The sequence below is a fragment of the Corynebacterium sp. EPI-003-04-2554_SCH2473622 genome (assembly GCF_001665955.1).
Lineage (GTDB): Bacteria > Actinomycetota > Actinomycetes > Mycobacteriales > Mycobacteriaceae > Corynebacterium > Corynebacterium pseudodiphtheriticum.
On sequence record NZ_LZMN01000014.1, the window covers coordinates 1 to 26,164 of the forward strand.

Here is a 26,164-nt window from a genome sequence, read left to right on the forward strand (position 1 = left end):
CAGCATGTCACCAATGCTGTTTTTCATGGTCGCACCCAGCATGCCAATGCCGGTTACCAGCATCATTCCCAGGGTCACCGCAGATTTCTTGGCTACCGGGCCACAGGATGGGTCTTTCCCAGTACCTCAAGCGGTTCCGGGGGCTTTGGCAGAAACCGATGGCGTGGAAACCACAGTGACCATGCGCATGGCGCCAGTGCAGATCGCCGGGCAGGCCGGATACAACTATGGTCCGGGCTATACCTTTACCAACAGCATTGACGGCAGCCCGCAGGATTTCGTCGATATGGAAATTCTGGAAGGCTCGGCGGATTTGGTTGCCCAGCCTGGAGTGCTGGTCAGTGATGAACTGGCAAAGGCGGAAGGCTGGACCGTCGGCCAGGCACTCCCACTGACGACGCTCGAGACCGCCGAAAGCTCCGATGAATCTGGCGAACCAGTCGCTGTGGAACCTGGGCACGCAACCGAAGTGACCATCACCGGCATTTACAGCAGCGAGAACGATATCTTTGAAAACCTGCTGGTCTCACAATCTGCCGTTGATGAAGTCATGGAAGGCGATACTGCTCCGATCCAGATGATCGCGGTAAACACCGATGATTCTGTCGGGGAAGATGAGATGCGCGAGCGGCTGGTGGAATCGGTCAAGGAATTCCTGGTCATCCAGGTGAAAACCGGTGCTGAATATGCTGACGAGGCTAGCCAGCTGATCGATCAGATGCTGTCGATTCTGTACGCCTTGCTGGCACTTGCCGTGATCATCGCGGTGCTGGGCATTATCAATACGCTGACACTCGGTGTGATTGAGCGTCGACAAGAAATCGGCATGTTGCGCGCCGTCGGTGCTTACCGGGGACAGATTCGCACGATGATCATTGTTGAGGCCGTCCAGATCGCGCTATTCGGTGCCATCATGGGCATTCTTGCGGGGCTTGGCCTGGGCTGGTCGTTCATCAATGTGCTGGCAGGTGAAGGCCTCGGCGGTGCGGTCATTCCGTGGAATCAGGTGCTGATCATGCTGGGTGGTGCGGCAGTCGTGGGCGTGGTTTCCGCGTTGTGGCCAGCACGCAAGGCTGCTAAGACACCACCGCTGGAAGCTATCGCGGACTAGTATGAGCGATATGGACAGCACGACCGAACCCAAGGATGTTGGTATGGTGAAACGCACCTGGAAGGGGCGCTCTCTAGGTTTCTGGGTGCTCGAGGCCATCAGCGCTTTCGCTCGGTTTTATATGGCCTATATCTGGATCAGTGCTGGTTCGGCAAAACTAAACCAGCACCTGTCCGTGACACAGACCATTGAGGGCTACGAAATCTTCACCCCGGAGTGGTCTTCGGCGTTGGCACATCTGATTGGCCCGCTGGAGATCGCAGGGGGAGTATTCCTGCTTCTTGGTTTGTTCCTGAAACCAGCAGCCTGGGTATCGACGACGGTGCTGGTGCTGTTTATTATCGGTGTAGGGTCCGCTTGGGCGCGTGGGCTGATGATCGATTGCGGTTGCTTCACCGTCGACATCAGCGAATCGGATCAGGCTATGAACTATTTACGCACAATCCTGCGGGATGTGTTTTATATCTTCTTAAGCGTGTGGATTGCGCGCAGGCCTTTCCGACGCTTAGCTATTTATCCGTAGGCGGCCGTTTATCCTTAACTGAGACCTTCTCGCTAGCGAGAACCAACGAAGAACAAGGTGGATGAGTGAGTAAGAAAGTAACCAACCCGAACCAGAAATCGAGCGCAGGCTTTATCGGTGCCATCGCCGCGGTGCTGGCCATCGTGGTAGCAGTGATTGCCTATATCGTCATCAATGGACAGGGCGCGAAAGCAGAAAAATTTGCCAATTGGGAGATCAAGCAAGTTTCCGCAGAAACGAGTTTTGACGGCAACACCCTGACGTTTGGTGCTGCCGACAAGGCTCCACACGTTGATCTGTATGAGGATTTCTCCTGCCCACACTGTGCACACTTGGCAGAAGCCACGGATGCTGAGGCTCTGGAAGAAATCAACGCTGGAAACCTGGCCGTATCGATTCACCCTATGACTTTCCTGGATAACCAGGGCGACGGTCACTCCACCCAGGCAGTTGCCGCTCTGCTGGCATTAGCAGAGCATGACGACGTCAACGCCCTGTGGAACCTGCGTGAAGCTATGTTCGAAAACCAGCAGGATATTGCCCGTAGCTGGGGCCCTGATGATTTCGCTGATGCGGCTGCGCAGATGGAAGCATCTGACGAGGCTGTCGAGGAGATTCGCAATGGCAAGTTCTTGGAGAAGGCCCGCGAAGCTGGCGAGGCCAATGCTAAAGACCTGGAATCCAAGGTCGGTCGCGTTTCCACCCCACGCGTTCTGATGGATGGCAAAGACTTGGAAGTTGAAGACATCAACGACTGGGTGAAGGTCGCTGTTGCGTCCAAGTAATGCGCGCTAAACCCGGTAATCTGCACGATTACCGGGTGCATCCCGCGGTCGGGTGGGCTTTCGGTAAAACCGAAAACCTATGCTGAGCGCGGGATTTGTTTGCGCATAAGGTGAAAGTGTAGACTAAACAACCGTTGAACAGACGGCGAGGAACACCCAATCATCGCTGTGAGTTTCAAACTGGGGCTATGGCGCAGCTGGTAGCGCACCACACTGGCAGTGTGGGGGTCACGGGTTCGAGTCCCGTTAGCTCCACTTTTTGCATTTCCCCTGGTTGTTAATGACCGGGGGTTTTGCTGTATCTACGCTGGTTATTCGGGGTATTCTTGTTTGTGTAAAACAGACTGTAGGGGACCGGCATCGACTTATATTCGACACAATGGAGACACGTTTTTCGGTCGTGATGCCACTCATGGCAGGTAGCAATAGCCGGTTTGGACAGATACGGAAAGCGGCAGCCAATCAGCCGAGCAGGGGTCTGTTGTGTTACCGGCACACATTGTAAGTTCGTGCGTGGACGAGACTCCTCAGGAATCACGGAGGTCAACAACCAATGCTTCAGTTAAAGAAGCAGCTATGCGCCGCTGTTATTTTTCTTTCTGGTCTTAGTGCAGCCATTTTTGGGGTGCTAGCGTTGACGGGAAAGATAGGCGGCGTATGGCCAGTGGGGATTTCGTTGCTTGTCTTCCTTTGCGCGGAATGGGTCTATAGCCAAATAGCTAACGCGCAGAAGCGCTAAGCGAGCGGCGATAGCAATGGTGACGCTAAGTGTCGTGGAGCCAGTCTAGGCAGGGGCGCCGGGATTCTGGCTTATCCTTTTAGCGCCGTTGCAGAGTAATCGGCAAGCTACTCCAGCCGCCGACCGGGTGCTCATCGCGTTCTGCGCCTGCCTGCGAACTCGCCTGCACGGTGGTTACAGCTAGCAGCTCCTCAACAAAAGCGCCGATTTCCACCATCGACAGATCTTTGCCGGGGCACGCATGTGGCCCGGTGCCCCAGACCAGATTCTTCTCGGCATTCCCCTCTGGATCGAAGCCGTCTGGGTCGGTAAATGTCTCCGGGTCACGGTTTGCAGCAGTCCAGTGCAAATACACTCGCTGGCCTTCGTCGACTTGCTTGCCACCCACCGTTGCTGGGCGGGTGGTGACCCGCCGGTTAGAAACAAACGGATCGTCAATGCGCAAGATCTCGTCGACAAGCGCCACCAGCTCCTCGAAAGATACGCCGGAGCGGATGCGCTCTTGTACGGCAGTGTTATTTGCGAGCGCGTGCAGCAAAACTCCCACGCATTTCGCCATCGAACCAAGATCACCGCCGGTCCAGTTGCGTAGGATGGACACGATCTCTTCGAATTCCAACTCGCGGCCCAAACTGGTGTCATTGATCAAGCGGTAGGTCACGCAATCTTGCCCGGCAGCACGAACCTCGCCGACGACCTCGTTGATGATCTCGTCGTATTCCTGGGCCACCCGGGCGGTGCGGTGCTGCTGCCCAGAGCGAGTGGCAGCCGCGTTTTTCTCCACCCATTCTTTCAGCCGGGGCTCAATCGCACGCGGCCATCCCAGCCATGCGACCATGGCGCGCACCGCAAAATCGTAGCCCAAATCTTGCACGGCATCGACGCTTACTTCATCCCCGGCAGCGGGGGCGTCGGCAAGATAACCGTCGATGACCTCGCGGGCCACCCGGTGAAAATCTGCGCTGTAACGGGCAACCTCGTCGGCATTTAGGTAGTTATCCAGCAAGCGTCGGAAAGCGCTGTGCTTGTCGCCATCCAGCCCGTTCGGGATCTGCAAATAACGCGAGACCGCGGAGCTAAAGGTTTCGGCATCCTGGGCGACGCGGGTGGCTTCTGCGTGACCAACAACGACGATATCTCCGGCGTCGTCATGCGCAATCGGGCAGCCGTGGGCATGGACGTCGTGGGAATAAGCCAACGGATCACGCCCGGCCGGGTCGGAAGTGCGAATGTCTAGTTTGTCAGGGGAAGTAGCTAGTTTTTCAGACACAATTTCGAGGTTAACAGAAATTTTTCTGTTGAAATAAGAAATGTGAAATAGAAAATTCTGGCCAATAGCAGTAGGGCAAACCGCTAAACTGGAGGCATGAAAAAGACTGCTAGTTCGAACAAAAGCACCGGAAAAAGCAGTGCGCGCAAGCTGGCTTCGGAACCCATCGGAGGTGGCCGCGGAAAACGGAGCCTACTGTTTTTCCTGCCTGCGATTTGGTTGGGCCTGATCATCGGCATTTCCCTGATCGAGGCACCGCTGAAATTCACCGCCCCAGGGATTACGATTCCACTGGGGCTAGGCATTGGCCGACGGGTGTTTTTCGCGATGAACATCGTCGAGGTCATCCTGGCCGTCGTACTCATTACGACGCTGGTGCGGCTGCTGGGTCGGCCGTCGCGGCAGAAACTCTGGGGCCTGGGCATCGCGATTAGCGTGCTGCTGGCGATCAAAATTCTGGTGATTCGCCCGATCCTCAATATCCGTACCGATGCCGTGCTGGCCGGAAATTTTGCAGGTGGCTCGACCACGCACTATTTCTACGTTGCTGCTGATGCTGCGTTGTTTATTTTGCTGATCACGTTCATGGTGGTAGTTACTCGCCGGTTGCTGCCGAAAAACCCGCAGGCTCTGGGCTAGCTGTTGTTAGTCGGGTCGCCCCCGTCGGCGGACTAGCACCGAGCTCCCCCACTAGCTCGCGTCGTCTTTCGTGATCCGGTCGTCTTTCTCAGCCCTGCCGTCCGTATTGCTGAGCCCCTGGGCGTCGTCCATGGTGTGCAAACGTGCCTTCTTCCGCTTGGATTTCAGCCACATCGTGAAAAACATGTATCCCAGCAGGGCGAAGGTAATCCAGGTGACGTAACGCTCGATGGTTACCAGCGTCTCGCGTACCGTGGCACCGAAGGTCAGACCCAAATAGACGTAGAAGCACTTCAGTGCAATGGCATAAACCAACACATAGGCGCCGATGATCCAGCCCTTGGTGCGTTTAATGCCGGCGATGACGACGATGATTGTCGCTGGGATCGGCGAAAACGGAATATACGACAGCAGCAGACAAAAACCCGGGTGGCGGTAGATGAAGTTTTCCAGCTTCCGGAACCACAACGGGGGATGGCCCATAAATGAGTAATCGATAAACGATGGGCCCCAGCGCTTGCCGATCAAGAAAAACAGCGGCAAAAACTTCACCATGCTTACAGCCGCGACCAGTACCGTGGCGACGATCAGCCCGGTGTTGTTTTCATTTTCTGCTGTTAGCGCGAGCACCGACAGGCTTGAACCACTCAGTGCGGAATATAAAAAGGGGTGATCCACCAGCAGCATCGCGCGGAATGGCAGCAGTGCAAAACCATAGATGCCTGAGGCAGCGAGCAGACCCCACAGAATCCAGTCGAAGCGCTCGAAATTGCGCATGAAACTGGGCAGTTCTTGCTGCCAGGACTCAGTGTCTTGCGGGGAGTTAGTTTTCTGTGAGGGATCTGCATCCCCGAAGTTGTGCCCGTGCGTGCCGTCTGCGGTTGTCTCGCTCATACCGATCCTTTATAGCACCATGAACTGTCCAGATCCCTTTCCGTACCATCGGGGGATATGACGCAGAGTTTCACCAAACGCCCGAACGAACACCGTGCTGCCGAGGCTGAAGCTGCAGGGTTGCAGTGGCTGGGTGAAGCCAGCGAATGCGTGCCCCGCGTCGTTGCCGTGGACACGCAGCGCAATGAGCTGCAGACGGCATACATCGAATCGGTGGCCCCGACTGCTAAGACCGCGCGCCGAGCTGGTGCCGAATTAGCCCGCATCCACGCCGCCGGAGCGCCTGCTTTTGGCGCACCCCCGGCTGGTTGGCAGGGCCCGAACTATATCGGTACCCAGCAACAGGACTGCATCCCTACAGACGATTGGGGAGAGTTTTATACTCGCCAGCGTGTCGAGCCATTTGCCCGCGCCGCAGCCCAGGCAGGCACGCTTGCCGACGACGAGCTTGCCGACGTACTACGCGCTTGCCAGGCGATCCGCGCTGCGGAGTGGTCGGTGAAGCCCGCCCGCATTCACGGTGATTTGTGGACGGGCAATCTGCTGTTCGGTAGCGACGGGCCTGCGTTCATTGATCCCGCGGCACACGGCGGGCATCCGCAGACTGACCTGGCCATGCTGGATCTATTTGGCGCCCCGCATTTCGACGAGATTGTCGCCGGTTATCACGAGGTTTCGCCGCTGCCGAAAAATTGGCGCGAGTTCATCCCGATGCATCAGTTGCACCCACTGGCGGTACATTCGCTGACGCATGGGTCGGCGTATGCGGGGCCACTACAACGCGCAGCTCAGGTGACCGCGCAGCTGCTGGGTTAATTCTGGTCTAGCCGCGCCACCAGTCGTCGGCAAGCGTGGCCGGTAAGTGGCGCTTGTGCTGGCCGGCATCCCACAATCGCTCGATGCGCGTGGACGTCTCTTCGCTGACTTCTCGACCCTCTAAGTAATCGTCAATCTCTGAGTACCGCAGTCCGAGGGCTTCTTCGTCGGCAAGCCCCGGGCGGTCGTCTTCTAAATCAGCGGTGGGGACCTTCTGCCAAGTAGCATCTGGGGCCTTGAGGTGGCGCAAGAGTGCTGCACCCTGTCGTTTATTTAACCCAGCCAGTGGTAAGACGTCTGCAGCACCGTCGCCAAATTTAGTGAAGAAACCGGTGATGTTTTCCGCGGCGTGATCAGTACCGATAACCAACAGGCCGCGTGCACCTGCGACTGCGTATTGCGCAATCATGCGCTGGCGGGCTTTGACATTGCCGCGGTTGAAATCGCTCAGGCTAGTCTCACCGACGGCAGCGGCAGCAGCCTGATCCATCGCGGCGGTGGCGGGAGCGATATCGATGCTGGCGCGGTGGTCGGGGCGAATAAACTCCAGGGCCATCTGCGCATCGGCGTCGTCGTGCTGCTGGCCGTGCGGCAGTCGCAGTGCCCAAAACTCCACCTGGTGGCCTTTTGTGCTGTGGCCTTCTGTGCGCAGTTTTTCTACTGCTAGCTGTGCTAAACGGCCTGCCAGGGTGGAATCCTGGCCGCCGGAGATACCGAGGGCAAAACCTCGTGCACCGGTGGTTTTCAGGTATTCCGCCAGGAAATTTACGCGCCGGGCAACTTCTTCTTCTGGATCGATTAAGGGCTTAACACCCAGGGCTTTTATGATCGATTGCTGCTTCATGCTGGGATTTTTCGGCATGGTTTTAGCCTAGTCGCCTGACACAATGAGTGTTTGTGAAAATGACCGAGAATAATCAGACTGGTGCGCGCGATACCTCCCGTGCCGAAACGACCGAAACCCGTCGTTACGTGAAAATGGTCGCCGCTTTCGCCGCCATCGGTGGCCTGCTTTTCGGATACGACACCGGAGTGATGTCCGGCGCACTGTTATATATCAGCCCCGAATTTGGCATGAGCGCTGCCGAGGAAGGGCGCGTTACCGCCATGCTGCTGGTTGGCGCCGCCATCGGTGCGTTGCTGGGTGGCCGCGTGGCGGATTGGTGGGGCAGGCGCATGACCCTGCTGGTTAACGGTGTGATCTTCTGTGCTGGTTCCATTTGGTGTGCGTTGGCTGGATCCGTCGCAGAACTGGCCACCGCGCGCACCTTTTTGGGCGTGGCCGTCGGTGCGGTCTCGATCGTGGTTCCGATGTATATCGCGGAGAAGGTCCCAGCCGCGGTACGGGGTCGCATGGTCTCCCTGAACACGCTGATGATCGTCGTCGGCCAGCTGCTGGCGTACCTGGTCAACTCCTTGTTGGCACCGACTGGCAACTGGCACCTGATGCTGGGAATGGCCGCGATTCCGGGTGCCATGCTCACCGCTGGCATGATTTTCTTGTCCGATACCCCGGTCTGGTTGGCACGCAAAGGCCGCACCGATCAGGCCCGCGAGGTTGCTGCTCGCGCCGGGATGTCGTTGGAAGAGCTGTCGATCGTCGTTGAGGCAGAACAGCTTGACGACGCCGGTACCGCCGCTTCCGGTGGTGCGAAAACCTCAGAGGAATTCCAGGCGCTGAAAAAGATGCGCTGGATCCGGGTGACCATTCTGATTGCCATGCTGATCGGCGTGACGCAGCAGATCACGGGCGTAAATGCCGTGATTTATTTCGCGCCGACGATGATGAGTGAGGTCGGTATCTCGACCACCAATGCGGTGTATACCTCGATCGTCATTGGTGTGGTTTCCGTTATTGCTTGTTGGGTAGGCCTGAAGATCATCGATGTCGTCGGCCGGAAACGCTTGCTGACGTGGGGGCTGACCGGAAATATTATCTCCCTGTTGGTGCTGGCTCTGACCTATAGTCTTGCCGACGGAAGCTTCACCTGGGCGATGGTTTCGTTAGGTCTGATGGCTGTGTTTATCGCTTTCCAGCAGGCTGCGGTTTCCCCAACTACCTGGCTGTTGATCTCGGAGATTGTGCCAGTGCAGGCTCGTGGTCTGGGTATGGGCATCGCCGGTCTTGCGCTGTGGGTGGCGAACTGGGCTGTCGCACAATTTTTCTTGCCAGTCACAGAGATTCTGAGCGGTTCCGGCACCTTCGTGGCCTTCTCCATGCTGGGTGTGGTTGCTCTGGGCTTTGTCCGGGTGTTTATCCCGGAGACGATGGGGCGCAGCTTGGAGGAAGTCGGCGAGGTTATGGAAAAACGCTGGGCTAAGTAAAGCGCATTAGCAAGTGTTGACGAGCTATCCTGTCAGGGCGAGAGTGCACGAAAACACTGGGATTTGAGAAAACTGGTGTGAGATAGGTAGACTGTCAGCTTGTGTTATGATCGCCGTTTTGGGCGGTCGCTGATAATTATTGTCTACACGCTGTGTAGTAGCTGCGTACAGAAAGGAGCGCCCGATGAAGGTCCGCAAGTCGCTTCGGTCGCTGAAGAAGAAACCGGGCGCCCAGGTCATCCGCCGTCACGGTAAAACCTTCGTGATCAACAAGAAAGATCCACGCTTCAAGGCACGTCAGGGCTAATTCACCTGGGTTTCTTCCGAAGCTTGTATCATGCCGCCGTCTCACTCTTAACTGAGTGGGGCGGCGGTTTTGCTATGTTTTCACCCTGCTCTGATTTCTGTTTTCGTCCTGTGCTGAGTTTCCACATTTTGTACACAGCCTAGTCACAGCCTGTGAAATTACATCCGTGTATAACGATTTGATAACGGTGTGGTGGGTCGTCCTGCGGAAATGCTGACGGGGGCTGGAAAAGGTGTTCTCGGCTGGGAAAGTAATCACTCGCCCGCGAGCTAGATGTGGGGGCTGTGAATACCTCCAGCAGGGGATTCCACAGATGTAACTACTATATGTAGTGTAATTGCGACATATTGGCACAACGTATAGTGTCGATGAAGTCGAAGCGAGCCGATGGGCTTGCCACACAACTTCATCGAGAAACACTCGAAAAACCCGCCCGATGCGTACTGACAAGGAAGTCTCCCCATGGCAATCACCGTTTACTCCAAGCCAGCTTGCATGCAGTGCACCATGACTAAAAAGAAGCTGGACGCACTTGATCTGGACTACGACGTTATCGATATCTCCATGGATGATGAAGCACGCGATTACGTCATGGCCCTGGGATACCTCCAAGCGCCTGTCGTAGTAGCAGAGGGGCAGCACTGGTCCGGGTTCCGTCCAGAGCGCCTGAGCGCATTGGCGGAGACCATGGCTACTGCCTCGGCCTAATCGCTGACAGAACATCGTTATAACTGCATATTTCCCCCTCTCCCATAGACAGCGGCCATTCCTAACAATGAGCCCAGCAGTCACCTTCAGGTAGTCAACCCAAGTCATTTCTTTTGCCGTGTGCAGACAGGAGTGTGGCCCACGATGTTGATCGTGTATTTTTCTTCCACCACGGAAAACACTAAGCGATTCGTCGACAAGCTAGGTTATCGCTCCAAACGCATTCCGCTGCGTCCAGCACAGGAAGGCCACCTGAGTGTTGATGAACCATTCGTGCTGGTGTGTCCGACCTATGGGGGAGGGGTTTCGTTGACTCGAGCCACCGCTAAACCAGTTCCGCCCCAAGTTATTAAATTTCTGAATGACCCCGATAATCGAAAACACTTACGGGCTGTCATTTCTGGTGGAAACAGCAATTTCGGTGCCGACTACGGCAAAGCAGGCGACCTCATCGCCGCTAAATGTAACGTGCCGTATGTCTACCGCTTCGAGCTCATGGGAACCGCCGAAGACGTGGAGCTAGTCCGGCAAGGTCTGGACAATAACGCACAACGGCTCGGCCTAGTAGAAGATCTCGCATCCTAATTCCAGAATCTCATTCCACAACCACTCAATTCACAACCCCTCAATTCACCACCTTTTAATTCACAATGTCTCAAAGCAGGAAGGTTGCATCCGTGACCAATCACGTCGGCAAAACTGTCGCCGAACCCGTCAGTACCGATCACCAGCTGGATTATCACGCGTTGAACGCGTTGCTGAATCTTTACGACGAAAATGGTCAGATTCAGTTCGACAAAGACCGCGAAGCCGCGAATCAATACTTCATCCAGCACGTCAACCAGAACACTGTGTTCTTCCATGACCTGGAAGAAAAAATTGATTATCTGATCGAAAATTCTTACTACGACCCGTCCGTGATCGAACAATATGACTTCGAATTCATCAAGTCATTGTTCAAGCAAGCTTATGCCTACAAATTCCGCTTCCAGAGCTTCCTGGGCGCCTACAAGTACTACACCAGCTACACGCTGAAGACTTTCGACGGCCGTCGATACCTAGAACGTTTCGAAGACCGCGTATCCATGACCGCATTATTCCTTGCCGACGGCAACGAAGAGATCGCCAAGGCCATGGTGGATGAGATCATGTCTGGGCGCTTCCAGCCAGCTACCCCGACGTTCCTGAACGCCGGTAAGGCTCAGCGCGGCGAGTTGGTTTCCTGCTTCCTGCTGCGTATCGAAGACAACATGGAATCGATTGGCCGTTCCATTAACTCTGCCTTGCAGTTGTCTAAGCGCGGCGGAGGCGTGGCCCTGCTGCTATCCAATGTGCGTGAATCCGGTGCGCCAATCAAGCACATCGAAAACCAGTCTTCCGGCGTGATTCCAGTAATGAAACTTCTGGAAGATGCCTTCTCCTACGCCAACCAGCTGGGTGCGCGACAGGGCGCAGGTGCGGTGTACTTGAACGCACACCACCCAGATATCCTGTCGTTTTTGGACACCAAGCGTGAAAATGCAGATGAAAAAATCCGCATCAAGACCTTGTCCGTCGGCGTGGTCGTTCCAGATATTACTTTCGAGCTAGCCAAGCGCAACGAAGACATGTATTTGTTCTCGCCTTATGACGTCGAGCGCGTCTACGGGAAGCCATTCGCCGATATCTCGATTACCGACAACTACGAGGACATGGTGGAGGACCCGCGCATCCGCAAGTCCAAGATCAATGCGCGGCACTTGTTCCAGACCATCGCCGAACTGCAATTCGAGTCCGGCTACCCGTACATCATGTTCGAAGACACGGTGAACCGTGCGAACCCGGTCAAAACCGGACGGATCAACATGTCCAATCTCTGCTCAGAGATCTTGCAGGTCAACAGTCCATCGGTACTGAACGACGACCTGAGCTATGACACCGTCGGCCACGATATCTCCTGCAACCTTGGTTCTTTGAACATTGCCAAGGCCATGGACTCGCAGGATTTCGAAAAGACCATTGAGATGGCTATCCGCGCGTTGACCGCTGTTTCGGACAAGACCACGATCAACTCGGTGCCATCAGTGCGTGAGGGCAATAACACCTCGCATGCAATTGGCCTGGGGCAGATGAACCTGCATGGCTACTTAGGCCGCGAGCACATCTACTACGGCTCGGAAGAAGCCCTGGATTTCACCAACGCATACTTCGCATCCGTGATGTATGCCAGCTTGAAGGCCTCCAACAAACTGGCCCGCGAGCGCGGCGAACACTTTGCGGAATTCCCACAGTCGGATTACGCCAGCGGAGTCTTCTTCGACAGCTACGACCCAGCCGAATTTGCTCCACAGACTGAGAAAGTCAAAGAGCTCTTCGCAAATTCTTCGATCACCACGCCGAGTGCAGAAGACTGGGAACAGTTGAAACAAGACGTCGCCAAGCACGGTTTGTACAACCGTAATTTGCAGGCCGTGCCGCCGACAGGCTCCATCTCGTATATCAACAATTCGACCTCGTCGATCCACCCGATTGCGTCGAAGATCGAGATCCGCAAAGAAGGCAAAGTCGGCCGTGTCTACTACCCGGCGCCGCACATGGACAATGACAACCTGCAGTATTTCCAGGATGCCTACGAGATCGGCTACGAGGCGATCATTGATACTTATGCGGTAGCCACGAAGTACGTAGACCAGGGCTTGTCTTTAACATTGTTCTTCCCGGATACTGCGACCACTCGCGATATCAACAAAGCCCAGATTTATGCTTGGCGCAAGGGTATTAAGACCCTGTACTACATCCGCCTGCGCCAGCAAGCGTTGGAGGGTACAGAGGTAGAAGGCTGCGTTTCTTGCATGCTGTAAGCCGCTAAAAACCCGCCGGGGAAACCACTAAAGTTTGAACCCGCCGGGGCGGCTACTCCAATGAGCGCGCCACTTCGTGCAGTAAAGCGTGCGAGGTGCGCTCTGCGTGAATGCCGTCGCCGTCGCTAACGTACTGGGCCAACTCCTGGTGTAGATCCAGGGTGTTGGCCACTGGCTTATCTGCACCTACACCGAAGACGGTTTTGCCACTGTGGATGGCAAAAAATACCGGTACGAGTGCCGCGAACATCTCGTTACCAGAAGCTTCCAGGAGCAGTGAGTGGAAACGTAAATCTGTTGCTAGGAAGTCTGCTGCGTCGTCCTCCTGCCTGCCCGCTTCGGCGGGCATTTTTGCTAAGTGCACCAAGGTGCTAGCTAGTTCCAGGATTTCGGCACGTTGTTGCGGGCTGGCATTGTCCGCGGCTTGCCGTGCAGCAACCGGTTCGACCGCCATCCGTAATTCATTGAGGGAAGCCAGCTGTGCACTGCGCTGAGTGGGAGCTGCTAAGCGCCAGCTGATGACAGCCGGATCGAACAAAGCCCAATGTCGTTGCTCTAAGACTGTGATGCCAACCCGCCGGCCTGCGGCTACTAAGCCCACGTGCTCCAGTGCGCGCATGGTCTCGCGGGCGACGGTACGAGAAATTCCAAAACGCTCGGAGATTGCACGCAGCGTAAATTGTGTACCTGCTGGGTGTTCACCCGAGACGATTTCGCGGCCAAGTTCATCGAAGACAGACCCCAGCAGTGGGGCAGTGGCAGTTGCGCCGTGGGGGTGGTGCGGCGGGGTCACGGGTGGTGTTCCTTTCGTCACGAGTCGTCGATTAGCAACGCCGTATCCAGCTTAGTTATGAGCGGCAATTGCTAGGTGCAGAACTGCTCGAATCCAGGCCGAAATGAGTGCGCAAAATAGGCTAGATTGGATAGTTAAAAGGCGGGATGCACGCCTAATTTTAAGTGAAAATCCCCGACAGAACGAGGTACTCCCATGGCATCTGGTACTGCTCCCGACGATCCGAACAAACCGATCAAAGCCATCAACTGGAACACCATTCCCGATGATAAAGATCAAGAGGTCTGGGATCGGTTGACTGGTAACTTTTGGCTGCCAGAAAAGGTTCCCGTTTCCAATGACATTCCCACCTGGAAAACCCTGACTGAGAAAGAAAAAGAGACCACCATGCGGGTCTTTACGGGTCTTACTCTGCTGGATACCATCCAGGGCACTGTCGGGGCTGTGGCTATGTTGCCGGATTGCCAGACGCAACATGAAGAAGCAGTCATGACAAATATTGCGTTCATGGAGTCCGTGCATGCCAAGTCTTATTCGAATATCTTCATGACTCTGGCCTCGACGCCGATGATTAACGATGCATTCCGTTGGTCGGAAGAAAACGAGCGTTTGCAGCGTAAGGCACGCATCGTGCTGGATTATTACCACGGTGAAGACCCAGACAAGCGCAAGGTTGCCTCCACGCTGCTGGAATCTTTCCTGTTCTACTCGGGCTTCTACTTGCCAATGTATTGGTCCTCGCGTGCGAAGTTGACCAACACCGCAGACATTATCCGTCTGATCATTCGTGATGAGGCCGTGCATGGCTATTACATTGGCTATAAATACCAGCAGTCGGTGAAAAAACAGTCGCCAGAGCGCCAGGAAGAGCTGAAGAATTACGCCTTCGAGTTATTGTACGAATTGTATGAAAACGAGATGCAGTACACCGAGGATCTTTACGACGAGCTCGGGTGGACTGAAGACGTCAAGCGATTCCTGCGTTATAACGCAAACAAGGCACTAAACAACCTCGGCTACGAAGGCATGTTCCCGGCTGACGAAACACGAGTGTCCCCAGAAATTCTGTCTGCGTTGGCGCCGAATGCTGATGAAAACCATGACTTCTTCTCTGGTTCCGGTTCCTCTTATGTCATGGGGAAAGCAGAGTTGACGACTGACGACGACTGGGATTTCTAAACCCCGTCGAAAGTATGACACCAACCGGGGGAATAGCAGCCCCCTTCCGGCGTTGAACTTTTCACAGAAACCTCAACAGTTACAGTGGGGTGGCTCACGGAGTATGTGCTCCAGATTATGTGCGCCCCGCCGTGTTACTGGTGGGGTTTTTCGTGTTCCTGCACTTAAGCCGTCTAAGGCTCGTGCCACCATGCCAGTGGGGTAGTGGCCGTCGAAAAGAGCCTGGCTAAGCCTAACTAATGCTGGGCCGGGCGCAGGTGGGAAATGAGAAAACAAAAACGTTCAGTGGTTACCTAAAAACCTCGCAGTGACCTAATATAAATACTCGTAATTAATTGGCATTTTCTGTACCTCCAGTGCGCGCCGATTAGCTGTGCTGGTGGTCGGCGAGTGCTTTCGTAATTAGGAGGAATTATGACCGCTGTGGCGCCACGGCTTGATGATTATGTCGAGCCAACTCGTCCCCAACCAACGGGGCATGAACGCACCGGGTCTAAGGCGTTGACAATTCTTTCAACCACCGACCACAAGCAGCTGGGCATCATGTACTTGATCATGTCCTTCAGCTTCTTCTTCCTCGGTGGCTTGATGGCACTGTTGATTCGTGCCGAATTGTTCACCCCTGGCCTGCAGATGCTGTCCAACGAGCAGTTCAACCAGCTGTTCACTATGCACGGCACCGTGATGCTGCTGCTGTTCGCTACCCCGGTTGTGTGGGGTTTCGCTAACTACATCCTGCCGCTACAGATCGGCGCACCGGATGTGGCTTTCCCGCGTCTGAACGCTTTTGGTTTCTGGATTACCACCATCGGTGGCTTCGTCATGTTGGCTGGGTTCCTGACCCCAGGTGGTGCTGCGGACTTCGGTTGGACCATGTACATGCCGTTGGCTGACTCGATCCACACCCCAGGCTTGGGTGCTGATTTCTGGATCGTCGGTGTCGGCGCTACTGGCGTCGGTACCATCGCCTCAGCTATTAACATGCTGACCACCCTGCTGACTTTGCGTGCACCAGGTATGACCATGTTCCGTATGCCAGTCTTCTGCTGGACCATCATGGTTGCCGCCATCCTGGCCCTGATGATCTTCCCAGTTCTGACCGCTGGTGCATTGGGTGTTCTGTATGACCGTCAGCTTGGCGGCCACATCTACGAGCCAGCCAACGGTGGCGCCATCCTGTGGCAGCACCTGTTCTGGTTCTTCGGCCACCCAGAGGTTTACGTTCTGGCTCTGCCTTTCTTTGGCGTTATCTCCGAGATTGTTCCGGTCTTCTCCCGCAAGCCAGTCTTTGGTTACATCGGCCTGGTCTTCGCGACGCTGTCCATCGGTGGCATGTCGATGGCTGTGTGGGCACACCACATGTTCGTGACTGGCGCTATCCTGTTGCCGTTCTTCTCGTTCATGACCTTCCTGATCGCCATCCCAACCGGTATGAAGTTCTTCAACTGGGTAGGCACCATGTGGAAGGGCCACATCACTTGGGAGACCCCAATGATTTGGGCCATGGGCTTCCTGACCACCTTCCTGTTCGGTGGTATGACCGGTGTCATGTTGGCTTCGCCGCCACTGGACTTCCACCTGGCTGAGTCTTACTTCCTGATCGCTCACTTCCACTACACCTTGTTCGGTACCGTTGTGTTCTCCGCATTCGCCGGTTTGTACTTCTGGTTCCCGAAGATGACTGGTCGTATGCTGGACGAGCGTCTGGGCAAGATCCACTTCTGGTTGACCTTCATCGGCTTCCACGGCACATTCTTGGTGCAGCACTGGGTCGGCAACATGGGTATGCCACGTCGTTACGCTGACTACCTGGACTCCGACGGATTCACCATCTACAACCAGATCTCCACCGTCTTCGCCTTCGTTCTGGGTGCTTCGGTTATCCCACTGGTATGGAACGTCTTCAAGTCTTGGCGCTACGGCGAGATCGTCACTGTTGATGACCCATGGGGTTACGGCAACTCTCTGGAATGGGCAACCTCGTGCCCACCACCACGCCACAACTTCGTCTCGATGCCTCGCATTCGTTCGGAGCGTCCAGCATTCGAGCTGCACTACCCGCACATGGTCGAGCGCATGCGTGCCGAAGCGCACTCTGGCGCTCACGACTCCGGAGCACACGAAGACCCACGCCAGGTTTCGCACGCCAAGCACTAGTCCGTGCCTGTGCTTCTGACGCTTAAGAACGCTCTTAGCAGGTCGAAAGTTCTAACAGCATAGTTCTGGAGAAATCAGCCACAGCGGTTGCGCCAGAACTAGCCACTACCTGCTAACCATCCAAACCCCCGCGCCCATCCACTCCTAGTGGGTAGCGGGGGTTTGGCTTATCCTAGAAACGGCACCCTGCGTATACGCCGCCGCTAGTTTCACCGACGTAGCAACCGAATTGAGGAACCTGTGAACCAACCAGATCCCAAGCAGACCCCCGCTGCATCCCGGCAAGCCGAACCAACCGTCCGCTTGCAGAAAGGATTGCGCTCTGCCGTCGTTATCGTCAGCGGGAAAGACCAAAAAGGCGTTTCTGCGGAATTTTTCCGCGTGCTCGCTAATTATGGCGTGCAGCTGTTAGACGTGCAGCAGTCTGAGTTTTTGGGCCACCTGCAATTGGCTGCGTTTACTGGCATCAAAGACGAGCATTTCGCTGAGCTATCTGAAGCTCTGACCGCTGCATTAACCCCGTTAGGCCAGCAGGTCACCATCGAGTACCGAACAGAAGATAACGACACTCCGGCACCAGATCCACGGTCTACTCACGTCGTGGTGGTGCTGGGAAACCCAGTTACGGCACAGGCGATTTCAGCGATCGGCGCCACCCTGGCCAAGCACGGTGCGAATATCGACCGCATGCGTGGCATAGCGGATTACCCAGTTACTGGCCTAGAAATCTTTGTGTCGGTAGCAAATCCAGCACCTGGTGCCAGTGAAGATCTCCGTGCGGCGCTAGCGCAGCTGACCAGCAACCTCGGGGTGGATATTGCGATCGAACGCGCAGGTCTGGCCCGTCGGGGTAAACGACTGGTGTGCTTTGACTGCGATTCCACGCTAATCACCGGCGAGGTTATTGAAATGCTCGCTGCCTATGCAGGCAGGGAAGCGGAAGTTGCCGAAGTGACTGAACGGGCGATGCGCGGGGAATTAGATTTTGAAGAATCGTTGCGTGAGCGCGTAAAGGCTTTGGCTGGACTGGATGCGTCTGTGGTGCAAGAAGTCGCCGATGCCATCGAACTCACACCGGGCGCGCGCACTACGCTGCGTACGCTGAACCGTATGGGGTATCGCACCGCGGTGGTCTCTGGTGGTTTTATTCAGGTGCTAGAAGATCTCGCCGAAGAACTCGAGCTCGATTACGTTCGGGCCAATACCCTGGAAATCGAAGACGGTAAGCTCACCGGTCGGGTGATCGGACAGGTGGTAGACCGTGCCGCGAAGGCGAATTTCCTCGCGGAATTCGCCGCGGATTCGGGCCTGACGATGGCGCAAACAGTGGCCGTCGGCGACGGTGCCAATGACATCGACATGATCTCCGCTGCCGGCCTGGGCGTGGCTTTCAATGCGAAGCCAGCATTGCGGGAAATTGCTGATACCTCGGTGAGCCACCCATTTTTGGATGAAGTGCTCTACATCATGGGTATTCCCCGCACAGAGATCGATACTTCCGACCGGGAGGATGGCAGCTACCACCGCGTCGCATTGGACTAGCTCTGGGCTGGCTCTGGGCTAGCACTGGACTAGCACTGGACCGGTTTTGGACTAGCTCTGCACCAATCTCTTCAGTGCACCCAGCACGGTCTTTTTATCTTGGGTGCGCCAAAACGGCGGTAAAGATGACAACAAGAACTGGCCGTAGCGCTTAGTGACCACCCGGTTATCCAATACCGCGACCACGCCACGGTCGGTAGCTGACCGCAACAGACGCCCTGCACCCTGCGCCATCAATAGCGCGGCGTGGGTGGCAGAGACTTCCATGAAGCCGTTACGCCCAGCCGCCTGCGCTGCCTCCGAGCGTGCTTGCAGCAGTGGGTTATCGGGCCGCGGAAACGGAATGCGGTCCATCAGCACTAGTGAACAAGCCTTGCCGGGTACGTCGACACCTTGCCACAGCGTCAAAGTGCCAAACAGGACAGAGTGCTCTTTCGTGGCAAACTTTTCGACGAGCGCACCAATCGAATCCTCACCCTGTACATAGACGGGGAAAGGCAACTTCGGGCGCAGCTCATCGGCCGCTTGCACGGCCGCCCGCTTCGAGGAAAACAACCCGAGGGTGCGCCCGCCGGCTGCCATAATCAGCTCACGCATCTCTTCCAAGGTTTCTGGTGCCAGACCATCTCTGCCCGGCTGCGGCAGGTGCTTCGGCGCATAGAGAATCCCGGATTTCGCCGGATCAAACGGGGTGCCCGCATCCAAACTGTCCCACTTGCCCTTGGGCAAACCCCATTGCGCGCCCATGGCGTTGAAACGCCCGCCCAAAGTCAGCGTCGCCGAGGTCAGCACCACGGTGTTCTCCCCGAATAAGCGGTCGCGCAGTAAATCTGCCACCGACAAGGGTGCTACCTGCAATGTGTCCCCGTAGCGTTCATTGCGGTCCAACCAAACCACATCGTCTTGCGCGGCCGGGTCCTCGGTATCGAAGACTTCTTGGATGCGGTGCACGGTTTCTTCCAACGTCGCCAAGTGATTGCGCAGGTTATTGCGTTCGGCGGCGGTTTCTGGCTCGTTGCTGGCTTCGCCCTCCGGGGCATCTTTCAGTGTGGCGCGTAGCGACGCCAGCGCATCTGCGATGGCGGTGAGTTCAGAATCGGCGGCCTGATCCAATTCCGTCCAGCGCCCGTCGGGAAGATCTTCTGTGGTAATCCGCCATTGCTCGGCGAGATCCTTCAAACGGGAATCCTTGCCCTCCGCGCCAAGCGGCCCGGCGCGATTGGCTGCCAAGGTCAGTGAGCGTGGGGAAAGTTCTGCGGTGGTTGCAGAGGTTATGCGGGCATCGAGTTCGTGCGCTTCGTCGATGATGACGCAATCGTGTTCGGGGAGGGTATCGATCTCGGAGATTGCGTCGATGGCGAGCATGGCGTGATTCGTGACGACGACGTCGACCTCGCGGGCTTCTTGGCGGGCGAGTTCGGCGAAACACTCCACGCCGTGTGGGCAGCGCGAGGCACCGAGGCATTCTTGGGAGCTGACAGAAACGTGGCGCCAAGCGGCATCACTGACACTGGTGTCAAGGTCATCGCGGTCGCCGCTCTCGGTTTCTTGGGCCCAGTTGTGCAGGCTGGCGATTTGTTTTCCTAGCCAGGTGATTGGTTGCGGGTTGCCAGGGCGTGCGGGCGTTTCGCTAGCAGCTTGTTCGGCTGTGTGCCCGGAAGCTGTGGCGGCCTTTCCAGCGGCATCTGCAGCCGCTTCTCCGGCGGCCTCTGTGGCAGCTGCGTCCTCGGCTGCTGCCTCTAATTCCGGCTCCAGTTGTGCTTGCGCGATTTTGTTCATGCACAGGTAGTTGGACCGGCCCTTCATGATTGCGAAAGTTGGCCGCCGTTCCATCACCGGCTCCAGGGCGTCGGCAAGCCGAGGCAGATCGCGTTCTATGAGCTGGCGCTGCAAAGCCAGAGTCGCAGTGGAGACGATGACGCACGTATCGGTTTCTTGCGCGTGGCGAAACGCCGGGACCAGGTAGGCCAGGGATTTCCCGGTGCCGGTGCCGGCTTGGACTGCCAAGTGACGCCCGGAACCTAGGGCGGATTCGACGGCGTTGGCCATCCGACGCTGGCCTGGGCGATCTGCACCGCCGAAACCGCTCACGGCAGTGGCGAGAAGTTCTTCGGTGCTGCCGGTATTGGTACCCGTACTAGTGCTGCCGGTCCCGGTGGTGGCGCTGGTATTGGTGCTGGCAGACTCCATTTAGAACCCAGCCAGACGCGTCGGTACCGCAGGTTCACCGCGGCCCAAAGCCAAACCTTCCCACGGCAGGCTGGCAATGCCTGCTGAGACTAGTTCGCGGGAGGCATGCAGGTCATCCAAGCCATCGACGATCTCGCCGTCGCGGATCAACGGAACCGTCAATTCGCGGATTTCTGCACCGGAATGCGCAGGTATCTCGCCGCCAAGCGGGTAGATGATTTCTTCCACAGCCACTCCGGTTTCACGGTACGTGCGCACGCCGGCTTTGGTGCCGCCGTCGGAGACCTTTCCGGACGAACGCTTCGAGACAGGCTTGCCCTCGACTTCCACCAGCTTGTACACCAGCGATGCCGTCGGCGAGCCAGAGCCAGTGACCACGGAAGTGCCGACGCCAAAGACATCGACGGGGTCACCGCGCAAACCAGCGATGGCGAATTCGTCGAGGTCAGAAGAGACTACGATTTTGGTGTTGGTCGCGCCGAGCCCATCAAGCTGTTTGCGCACCCGGCGGGTGAGTGCGCCGAGGTCACCGGAGTCGATGCGCACGCCCCCCAGCTCTGTGCCTGCAACAGCGACCGCGTTTTCTACGCCCCGGGTGATATCGAAAGTATCAACCAGCAGCGTCGTCGATGCACCGTGGCGTTTCACCTGCGCAGCAAAAGCTGATTTCTCATCCGGCTGGCCGTTCTCGTCGACGTGCAACAGTGTCCACGCGTGCGCAGCTGTCCCCTGCGCCGGAATGCCGTAGCGGCTGGCGGCTTCCAAGTTAGAGGTGGCGTCGAACCCAGCGAGATAAGCCGCACGGGCGGCAGTTACCGCAGCGTATTCGTGTGTGCGGCGCGAGCCCATTTCGAGCATGAAGCGCCCATCCGCAGCGCAGACCATGCGGGCAGCGGCAGAGGCCACAGCAGAATCCGCGTTCAAAATGGACAGCACGACGGTTTCCAAGATGACGCATTCGGCGAAAGTCCCGCGGACCGTCAAAATGGGTGAAGACGGGAAGTAGAGCTCGCCCTCGCGGTAGCCATCTACCTGGCCGCGAAAATGATAATTACGCAGGTACTCGATGGTTTCCGGTTGCAGGAAATCGAGCTGTTCCAGTTGTTTTTCAGTGAAGCGGAAATCGCGGATTGCTTCCAGCACTCGCGCCGTGCCAGCGACGATGCCGTAGCGGCGCTCAGTGGGCAAGCGCCGGGTGAAAACCTCGAAGGTGACGTTGCGGTGGGCGGTGCCGTCGGCAAGCGCGGCTTCGAGCATCGTCAGCTCGTATTTATCTGTTAATAGCGCGGTGGAAGCGGCAGGATGCTGCAAAGAATTCACACTCGCTAAGGATACACCCAGCATTCTTGCCGACGGCTGGTGGCCGCAGGAGGGCTGAGCAGGTTCAACGGCCCTAGAAATTGTAGGCTTTTGAACTTCGTGAGTGTCTAGCTTGAACTTCGTGGGTGTCTAATATGCAGAAATCACGGGAACGAGTCAGTAAACTAGCAGTCATGAATACGCGCAAGTCTGAGGCTCACGAGTTGGCTCACGAGTCGGAAGTTTCTGTACCACTAGAAACCTCCGCCATGGAAGTGCACGCATCTAGCCCAATGGCCAGCCCCGAGCTGGATGAAGAAATTGACGTTGAGGTTGCTACGAGTGCGAATCTGCCGTGGATGTGCATCGTGTGGGATGACCCCGTCAATCTCATGAGTTATGTAACTTACGTGTTCCAAACCGTGCTGGGCTTTTCGAAATCCCGCGCGCAGGAGCTGATGATGCAGGTGCATTCGGAAGGCAAAGCCGTGGTGACCTCCGGTGAGCGCGATAAGGTGGAAGCCGACGTGAAAAAGCTGCACACCGCTGGGCTGTGGGCGACGATGCAGCAAGCGGGCTAATCCCCGGCGCGATATTCCGAGTAATTAAGGACTAGAGGAGCTTTCGAGACCATGCAACCGTGGCGCAAGAAGAAGGGCCTGCGACGCAGCCCGAAATTCCAGACCGTTCTCGACCCCATTGAGCGTGAAGCCATGGGCGATATTATCGCCGCTGTCGTGGAAGCGATTATCGCCCGAGCGCAGTCTGCGCCGAAAGACGAGTTGGCTGAGATGATGGATATGCCTTCTGGCCACAAAGAAGCGCCGGACGATCCCGCACTGGCGCGGTTGTTCCCGGATTTTCAGCGCGAAGGCGACGAGGAATACGACGGCGATCGCTCCCTGTTGCGCTCGCTGCACGAAAATGACATTGCGCGTGCCAAGCTGCAGAACCTGCAGTTGGTCTCCGAAAAGGTCAACGAGGGCGTAGAAATTAACTTGGATGAATCCGAGGTGCAGGCCTTTGTTGCGGGCCTGAATGACGCCCGGTTGTATCTGGCGAATACGGATAAGAAAGTCTCAGAGCTGATCTCAGACCGCGACGCGTTGGTGGAATGGTTGGCTTATAACCAAGATTCGCTGCTTAGCGCCATGATGGAAGACTAAAAGATTAGATGCGTATGTCTAATCGGTCCGAAATGGACTTTTGCCCCGGTGTGGGCATCGGACATGTCAGCCTCGGTGCTACCGGGGTGAGTGTGCTGAGCTTCGCTGCAGCTGGTTCTGGCGCAGGCGCGGTCGCCAGCGTTGATGTGCGCGGCGGCGGCCCCGGAACCCGAGAAACAGACTTGTTAGCGCCAGAAAATACCGTCGGTGCAGTACAAGCGATTGTGCTGGCCGGCGGTTCTGCGTATGGGCTGGCAGCTGCCGATGGTGCGATGGCGGAGTTGGAATCACGCGGGGCTGGTTTTCGCGTTTTCGGCCCGGATAGCGATGGGCCAGTGGTGCCGATCGTGCCCGCGGCGGTGATTTTTGATCTTGCCGTAGGCGATCCGCAACACCGGCCGACTGCGGCAGACGGGCAGCGTGCCACGGCTCGTGCGCTGGAAAACTTCGACGGCGTTGCCAATACGACATCGACAAGCAACATCGGCGCTGGCTGTGGAGCTACCGCCGGAAAGCTACGTGGCGGGTTCGGCCAAGCCAGCCGGGAAGTTGCAGGCTACCAAGTCTCTGCCGCCGTGGTAGCCAACCCCGTCGGTGAGGTCGTCGATGCAGCTACGGGTAGATTGTTCGGTGCCCCGGAGCGCGCACCCGTGGACCCGGAAAGATTCGCGGATCTGCCCAGTCCAGCCGCGTCACTGAATACCACCATCGGGGTGATCGCCACCAACGCGCCGCTCAGCAAAGCGCAGTTACGCCGGTTGGCGATGTGTGGCCACGATGGGATTTCCTGGGCTGTACGGCCTGCCCACAGCCCGTTGGACGGGGACACGCTGTTTGCGGTTTCGACAGCTGCGAAAGAAACAGTTGCGAAAGAATCGGCTGATTCACCCCACAATTCGTCTAGCATGGTGGACGATCCAGCGACCACCACAGAAACGATGACTACAGAAACGATCACCACAGAAATGATGACTGCCCTGTGTGCGGCAAGTTCCCAGGTGGTCTGCGATGCCATCGTGCATGCCGTGGTGCATGCGGAACCCGGTTACGGCTTGCCGACGTACTCGCAACTGGCTAAGGCAGCGAATTTCGCGAACTAGGAGAATGACCAGCCGATGGAACCAAGTTTTCGCCGACCACCCCGTGATAACTTCCGGCAGTACAACCCGAATTACTCCGGGCCGGGAAATACTGGCCACACTGGCGGGATGATGCCGTACCTGTCGAACCAACCGGCCCGCCGCGGTGGTGGTGGACCTGCGCGGCTAGGCGTCGGTCGGCGTTTACAAGCGGGTACATCCTATGCCGTGACCTATGTCGTCGTGATTTGGGCGGTGCACATCGTCAACCAGTATGTGCTCGGCGGATCGCTGTTGGCCTACGGTGTACACCCGCTGGACACCACAGCCTGGTGGACGGTGTTTACGGCGCCGCTGATTCACGGCAATTTCGCGCACTTGATTTCGAATACCATCCCAGGGGCATTATTCACTTTTGTGATTGCGGCCTCCGGTAAACACGTGTGGCTGAAATCGACGTTGATCATCACCCTGGTTGCAGGCATGGGCACGTGGCTGATTGGCGGCGTGGGTACGGTGCATATCGGTACTTCCGGTGTGCTCTATGGCTGGTTTGCTTATTTGCTGGTACGCGGAATTTTCAATCGTAGTTTCACCCAGCTGGTTATCGGCCTGGTCATTGCCAGCGTGTACTCGGGATTAATCTGGGGAATCTTCCCGACGATGCCGGGCGTGTCCTGGCAGGCGCATTTGTGTGGATTCATCGGTGGCATCATTGCCGGATTCATGGTGCGCAACACGAAATAGCCAGCGGCAATGCACGTGTGGGCTCGAGCGAGCTCAGGCGTCGAAAAGCGCAGGCATCGACAAGACTGAGCAACCTGATTTTGTGCAGCCGCTAAACTACAACCCGTGAGCACAACCGAGACCACCAGCGAGAGCCCCGTACAGAACACGTTGTCTACGCCCATGAGCAACCGCACCCCGCGCCAGCTGGACCGGGAAGCACCGATCGGGATTTTCGACTCTGGCGTCGGCGGCTTGACAGTTGCGCGCACCATTATGGATCAGCTGCCGAATGAATCGGTGCTATATATAGGCGATACTGCGCATGGGCCTTACGGGCCTTTGCCTATTGCTCAGGTGCGCAGCCATGCCCAGCGGGTGGCTGATGAATTGGTGGAACGTGGCTGCAAAATGCTGGTTATTGCATGTAACACCGCCACCGCAGCTTTCCTGCACGATGCGCGTGAACGTTACGACGTGCCTGTGGTGGAGGTGATCCAGCCGGCTGTGCGGCGTGCGATGGCAACTACCCGAAACGGCAAGATCGGTGTCATTGGTACCGAAGGAACCGTGAAGTCTGGTGCCTACCAAGACATGTTTCGGCTGAATCCGGCGGTGACCGCGCAAGCGGTGGCGTGTCCGGCATTCGTGGATTTTGTGGAACGCGGCATTACCTCCGGGCGGCAGATTTTGGGGGTGGCGCAAGGCTATGTTGAGCCGCTGCAGTCGGCGGGCGTCGACACGCTCGTGTTGGGCTGCACGCACTACCCGTTGTTGTCCGGAGTTTTGCAGTTGGCGATTGGCGAAAACGTCACCTTGGTTTCCTCGGCAGAAGAGACCGCGAAGGATGTTCTGCGGCATTTGACGGAATTGGATCTGTTGGCGACTGGGAAAAAACAACAACGTATTTTTGAATCTACGGGGGATCCAGAAAAATTCGCGGAGCTTTCCCAGCGCTTTTTAGGTTTGGGTGTGGGTGAAGTCACTCGATCTGCAACTGGCGTCGGCAAGGCTTAAACTATGGGGATTAGAAAATAAGTTGTTGGTGATTAACTGGCAGCTGTGATGCAACTGGG

At 56.7% G+C, this 26,164-nt stretch carries 24 protein-coding genes and 1 tRNA gene; 19 read left to right on the forward strand and 6 right to left on the reverse strand.

Annotated features, from left to right (window positions below):
• The 4 genes from A5774_RS01220 to A5774_RS01235 form a co-directional block, all read left to right on the forward strand.
• The coding region (locus A5774_RS01220; RefSeq protein ID WP_231892301.1) for an ABC transporter permease at nucleotides 1-1,111 on the forward strand (1,111 nt) is incomplete at its 5' end.
• A 43-nt stretch (nucleotides 1,112-1,154) separates the two neighbouring features.
• The gene (locus tag A5774_RS01225; protein ID WP_064833100.1) at nucleotides 1,155-1,634 is read left to right on the forward strand and encodes a MauE/DoxX family redox-associated membrane protein; all 480 of its coding nucleotides are present in this window, start codon (nucleotides 1,155-1,157) and stop codon (nucleotides 1,632-1,634) included.
• A gap of 65 nt (nucleotides 1,635-1,699) precedes the next feature.
• The gene (locus A5774_RS01230; protein WP_064833084.1) at nucleotides 1,700-2,419 is read left to right on the forward strand and encodes a thioredoxin domain-containing protein; all 720 of its coding nucleotides are present in this window, start codon (nucleotides 1,700-1,702) and stop codon (nucleotides 2,417-2,419) included.
• A gap of 182 nt (nucleotides 2,420-2,601) precedes the next feature.
• Nucleotides 2,602-2,674: transfer RNA gene (locus A5774_RS01235), tRNA-Ala, on the forward strand.
• Nucleotides 2,675-3,237: 563 nt separating this feature from the next.
• Here the strand turns inward: A5774_RS01235 and A5774_RS01245 are convergent.
• On the reverse strand, nucleotides 3,238-4,428 hold the full coding sequence (locus A5774_RS01245) for a cytochrome P450 (RefSeq protein ID WP_064833086.1): 1,191 nt from the start codon (nucleotides 4,426-4,428) through the stop codon (nucleotides 3,238-3,240).
• A gap of 96 nt (nucleotides 4,429-4,524) precedes the next feature.
• Between A5774_RS01245 and A5774_RS01250 the strand changes: the two genes are divergently transcribed.
• Complete coding sequence (locus A5774_RS01250) at nucleotides 4,525-5,067, forward strand: hypothetical protein (RefSeq protein WP_082936041.1); 543 nt, start codon at nucleotides 4,525-4,527, stop codon at nucleotides 5,065-5,067.
• Between the two features lie 51 nt (nucleotides 5,068-5,118).
• Here the strand turns inward: A5774_RS01250 and A5774_RS01255 are convergent, their stop codons facing one another.
• Complete coding sequence (locus tag A5774_RS01255) at nucleotides 5,119-5,961, reverse strand: hypothetical protein (RefSeq protein WP_021354045.1); 843 nt, start codon at nucleotides 5,959-5,961, stop codon at nucleotides 5,119-5,121.
• A 57-nt stretch (nucleotides 5,962-6,018) separates the two neighbouring features.
• Here A5774_RS01255 and A5774_RS01260 point away from each other — a divergent pair, with 57 nt between their 5' ends.
• The gene (locus A5774_RS01260) at nucleotides 6,019-6,777 is read left to right on the forward strand and encodes a fructosamine kinase family protein (RefSeq protein ID WP_064833087.1); all 759 of its coding nucleotides are present in this window, start codon (nucleotides 6,019-6,021) and stop codon (nucleotides 6,775-6,777) included.
• A 7-nt stretch (nucleotides 6,778-6,784) separates the two neighbouring features.
• On the opposite strand, the gene nadE is transcribed toward A5774_RS01260, so the two are convergent.
• Nucleotides 6,785-7,639: an ammonia-dependent NAD(+) synthetase gene (nadE, locus tag A5774_RS01265; RefSeq protein WP_082936042.1), complete on the reverse strand. Its 855-nt coding sequence runs from the start codon at nucleotides 7,637-7,639 to the stop codon at nucleotides 6,785-6,787.
• Nucleotides 7,640-7,680: 41 nt separating this feature from the next.
• On the opposite strand from nadE, the gene A5774_RS01270 reads away from it, so the two are divergent.
• The 5 genes from A5774_RS01270 (at nucleotide 7,681) to nrdE (ending at nucleotide 12,957) form a co-directional block, all read left to right on the forward strand.
• Complete coding sequence (locus A5774_RS01270; RefSeq protein WP_081820605.1) at nucleotides 7,681-9,102, forward strand: sugar porter family MFS transporter; 1,422 nt, start codon at nucleotides 7,681-7,683, stop codon at nucleotides 9,100-9,102.
• Nucleotides 9,103-9,286: 184 nt separating this feature from the next.
• Nucleotides 9,287-9,409, forward strand: coding sequence for a type B 50S ribosomal protein L36 (ykgO, locus tag A5774_RS01275; protein ID WP_021354049.1), 123 nt, complete (start codon nucleotides 9,287-9,289; stop codon nucleotides 9,407-9,409).
• A 462-nt stretch (nucleotides 9,410-9,871) separates the two neighbouring features.
• Nucleotides 9,872-10,117, forward strand: a complete 246-nt coding sequence (nrdH, locus tag A5774_RS01280) for a glutaredoxin-like protein NrdH (RefSeq protein WP_021354050.1) — start codon at nucleotides 9,872-9,874, stop codon at nucleotides 10,115-10,117.
• A 144-nt stretch (nucleotides 10,118-10,261) separates the two neighbouring features.
• Nucleotides 10,262-10,702: a class Ib ribonucleoside-diphosphate reductase assembly flavoprotein NrdI gene (nrdI, locus tag A5774_RS01285; protein WP_021354051.1), complete on the forward strand. Its 441-nt coding sequence runs from the start codon at nucleotides 10,262-10,264 to the stop codon at nucleotides 10,700-10,702.
• Nucleotides 10,703-10,767: 65 nt separating this feature from the next.
• On the forward strand, nucleotides 10,768-12,957 hold the full coding sequence (gene nrdE, locus A5774_RS01290; RefSeq protein WP_275434996.1) for a class 1b ribonucleoside-diphosphate reductase subunit alpha: 2,190 nt from the start codon (nucleotides 10,768-10,770) through the stop codon (nucleotides 12,955-12,957).
• Between the two features lie 52 nt (nucleotides 12,958-13,009).
• On the opposite strand, the gene A5774_RS01295 is transcribed toward nrdE, so the two are convergent.
• Nucleotides 13,010-13,750, reverse strand: a complete 741-nt coding sequence (locus A5774_RS01295) for a FadR/GntR family transcriptional regulator (protein WP_064833089.1) — start codon at nucleotides 13,748-13,750, stop codon at nucleotides 13,010-13,012.
• A 195-nt stretch (nucleotides 13,751-13,945) separates the two neighbouring features.
• Here A5774_RS01295 and nrdF point away from each other — a divergent pair, with 195 nt between their 5' ends.
• From nrdF to serB, 3 genes are all read left to right on the forward strand, one after another.
• On the forward strand, nucleotides 13,946-14,929 hold the full coding sequence (gene nrdF / locus A5774_RS01300; RefSeq protein ID WP_064833090.1) for a class 1b ribonucleoside-diphosphate reductase subunit beta: 984 nt from the start codon (nucleotides 13,946-13,948) through the stop codon (nucleotides 14,927-14,929).
• A 414-nt stretch (nucleotides 14,930-15,343) separates the two neighbouring features.
• On the forward strand, nucleotides 15,344-17,086 hold the full coding sequence (gene ctaD, locus A5774_RS01305; RefSeq protein WP_027018046.1) for a cytochrome c oxidase subunit I: 1,743 nt from the start codon (nucleotides 15,344-15,346) through the stop codon (nucleotides 17,084-17,086).
• A 240-nt stretch (nucleotides 17,087-17,326) separates the two neighbouring features.
• Nucleotides 17,327-18,628, forward strand: a complete 1,302-nt coding sequence (serB, locus tag A5774_RS01310; RefSeq protein WP_064833091.1) for a phosphoserine phosphatase SerB — start codon at nucleotides 17,327-17,329, stop codon at nucleotides 18,626-18,628.
• 51 nt (nucleotides 18,629-18,679) lie between these two features.
• Here the strand turns inward: serB and A5774_RS01315 are convergent, their stop codons facing one another.
• Together A5774_RS01315 and A5774_RS01320 are read right to left on the reverse strand one after the other, a co-directional pair.
• Complete coding sequence (locus tag A5774_RS01315; protein WP_064833092.1) at nucleotides 18,680-20,818, reverse strand: ATP-dependent DNA helicase; 2,139 nt, start codon at nucleotides 20,816-20,818, stop codon at nucleotides 18,680-18,682.
• The gene (locus tag A5774_RS01320; protein ID WP_023018331.1) at nucleotides 20,819-22,162 is read right to left on the reverse strand and encodes a nicotinate phosphoribosyltransferase; all 1,344 of its coding nucleotides are present in this window, start codon (nucleotides 22,160-22,162) and stop codon (nucleotides 20,819-20,821) included.
• Between the two features lie 224 nt (nucleotides 22,163-22,386).
• Here A5774_RS01320 and clpS point away from each other — a divergent pair, with 224 nt between their 5' ends.
• The 5 genes from clpS (at nucleotide 22,387) to murI (ending at nucleotide 26,105) form a co-directional block, all read left to right on the forward strand.
• On the forward strand, nucleotides 22,387-22,698 hold the full coding sequence (gene clpS / locus A5774_RS01325) for an ATP-dependent Clp protease adapter ClpS (protein WP_031268667.1): 312 nt from the start codon (nucleotides 22,387-22,389) through the stop codon (nucleotides 22,696-22,698).
• A 51-nt stretch (nucleotides 22,699-22,749) separates the two neighbouring features.
• Nucleotides 22,750-23,283 (forward strand): DUF2017 domain-containing protein, encoded by a 534-nt coding sequence (locus A5774_RS01330; RefSeq protein WP_021354061.1) that lies wholly within the window; start codon nucleotides 22,750-22,752, stop codon nucleotides 23,281-23,283.
• A 14-nt stretch (nucleotides 23,284-23,297) separates the two neighbouring features.
• Nucleotides 23,298-24,383, forward strand: a complete 1,086-nt coding sequence (locus tag A5774_RS01335; RefSeq protein ID WP_034645398.1) for a P1 family peptidase — start codon at nucleotides 23,298-23,300, stop codon at nucleotides 24,381-24,383.
• Between the two features lie 15 nt (nucleotides 24,384-24,398).
• Nucleotides 24,399-25,109: a rhomboid family intramembrane serine protease gene (locus A5774_RS01340; protein WP_064833093.1), complete on the forward strand. Its 711-nt coding sequence runs from the start codon at nucleotides 24,399-24,401 to the stop codon at nucleotides 25,107-25,109.
• A 162-nt stretch (nucleotides 25,110-25,271) separates the two neighbouring features.
• Nucleotides 25,272-26,105: a glutamate racemase gene (gene murI, locus A5774_RS01345; protein WP_021354064.1), complete on the forward strand. Its 834-nt coding sequence runs from the start codon at nucleotides 25,272-25,274 to the stop codon at nucleotides 26,103-26,105.
• Nucleotides 26,106-26,164: the final 59 nt, after the last annotated feature.

What these genes read in the sequence shown, in the direction of transcription:
- murI (WP_021354064.1), top strand. Translation starts at nt 25,272, where the DNA reads ATGAGCAACCGCACCCCGCGCCAGCTGGACCGGGAAGCACCGATCGGG.
- A5774_RS01335 (WP_034645398.1), top strand. Translation starts at nt 23,298, where the DNA reads ATGTCTAATCGGTCCGAAATGGACTTTTGCCCCGGTGTGGGCATCGGA.
- A5774_RS01225 (WP_064833100.1), top strand. Translation starts at nt 1,155, where the DNA reads ATGGTGAAACGCACCTGGAAGGGGCGCTCTCTAGGTTTCTGGGTGCTC.
- nrdI (WP_021354051.1), top strand. Translation starts at nt 10,262, where the DNA reads ATGTTGATCGTGTATTTTTCTTCCACCACGGAAAACACTAAGCGATTC.
- nrdF (WP_064833090.1), top strand. Translation starts at nt 13,946, where the DNA reads ATGGCATCTGGTACTGCTCCCGACGATCCGAACAAACCGATCAAAGCC.
- ctaD (WP_027018046.1), top strand. Translation starts at nt 15,344, where the DNA reads ATGACCGCTGTGGCGCCACGGCTTGATGATTATGTCGAGCCAACTCGT.
- ykgO (WP_021354049.1), top strand. Translation starts at nt 9,287, where the DNA reads ATGAAGGTCCGCAAGTCGCTTCGGTCGCTGAAGAAGAAACCGGGCGCC.
- A5774_RS01255 (WP_021354045.1), bottom strand. Translation starts at nt 5,961, where the DNA reads ATGAGCGAGACAACCGCAGACGGCACGCACGGGCACAACTTCGGGGAT.
- A5774_RS01320 (WP_023018331.1), bottom strand. Translation starts at nt 22,162, where the DNA reads ATGCTGGGTGTATCCTTAGCGAGTGTGAATTCTTTGCAGCATCCTGCC.
- A5774_RS01260 (WP_064833087.1), top strand. Translation starts at nt 6,019, where the DNA reads ATGACGCAGAGTTTCACCAAACGCCCGAACGAACACCGTGCTGCCGAG.
- A5774_RS01330 (WP_021354061.1), top strand. Translation starts at nt 22,750, where the DNA reads ATGCAACCGTGGCGCAAGAAGAAGGGCCTGCGACGCAGCCCGAAATTC.
- nrdH (WP_021354050.1), top strand. Translation starts at nt 9,872, where the DNA reads ATGGCAATCACCGTTTACTCCAAGCCAGCTTGCATGCAGTGCACCATG.
- A5774_RS01340 (WP_064833093.1), top strand. Translation starts at nt 24,399, where the DNA reads ATGGAACCAAGTTTTCGCCGACCACCCCGTGATAACTTCCGGCAGTAC.
- nadE (WP_082936042.1), bottom strand. Translation starts at nt 7,639, where the DNA reads ATGCCGAAAAATCCCAGCATGAAGCAGCAATCGATCATAAAAGCCCTG.
- A5774_RS01270 (WP_081820605.1), top strand. Translation starts at nt 7,681, where the DNA reads ATGACCGAGAATAATCAGACTGGTGCGCGCGATACCTCCCGTGCCGAA.
- nrdE (WP_275434996.1), top strand. Translation starts at nt 10,768, where the DNA reads ATGTCTCAAAGCAGGAAGGTTGCATCCGTGACCAATCACGTCGGCAAA.
- A5774_RS01315 (WP_064833092.1), bottom strand. Translation starts at nt 20,818, where the DNA reads ATGGAGTCTGCCAGCACCAATACCAGCGCCACCACCGGGACCGGCAGC.
- clpS (WP_031268667.1), top strand. Translation starts at nt 22,387, where the DNA reads ATGGAAGTGCACGCATCTAGCCCAATGGCCAGCCCCGAGCTGGATGAA.
- A5774_RS01250 (WP_082936041.1), top strand. Translation starts at nt 4,525, where the DNA reads ATGAAAAAGACTGCTAGTTCGAACAAAAGCACCGGAAAAAGCAGTGCG.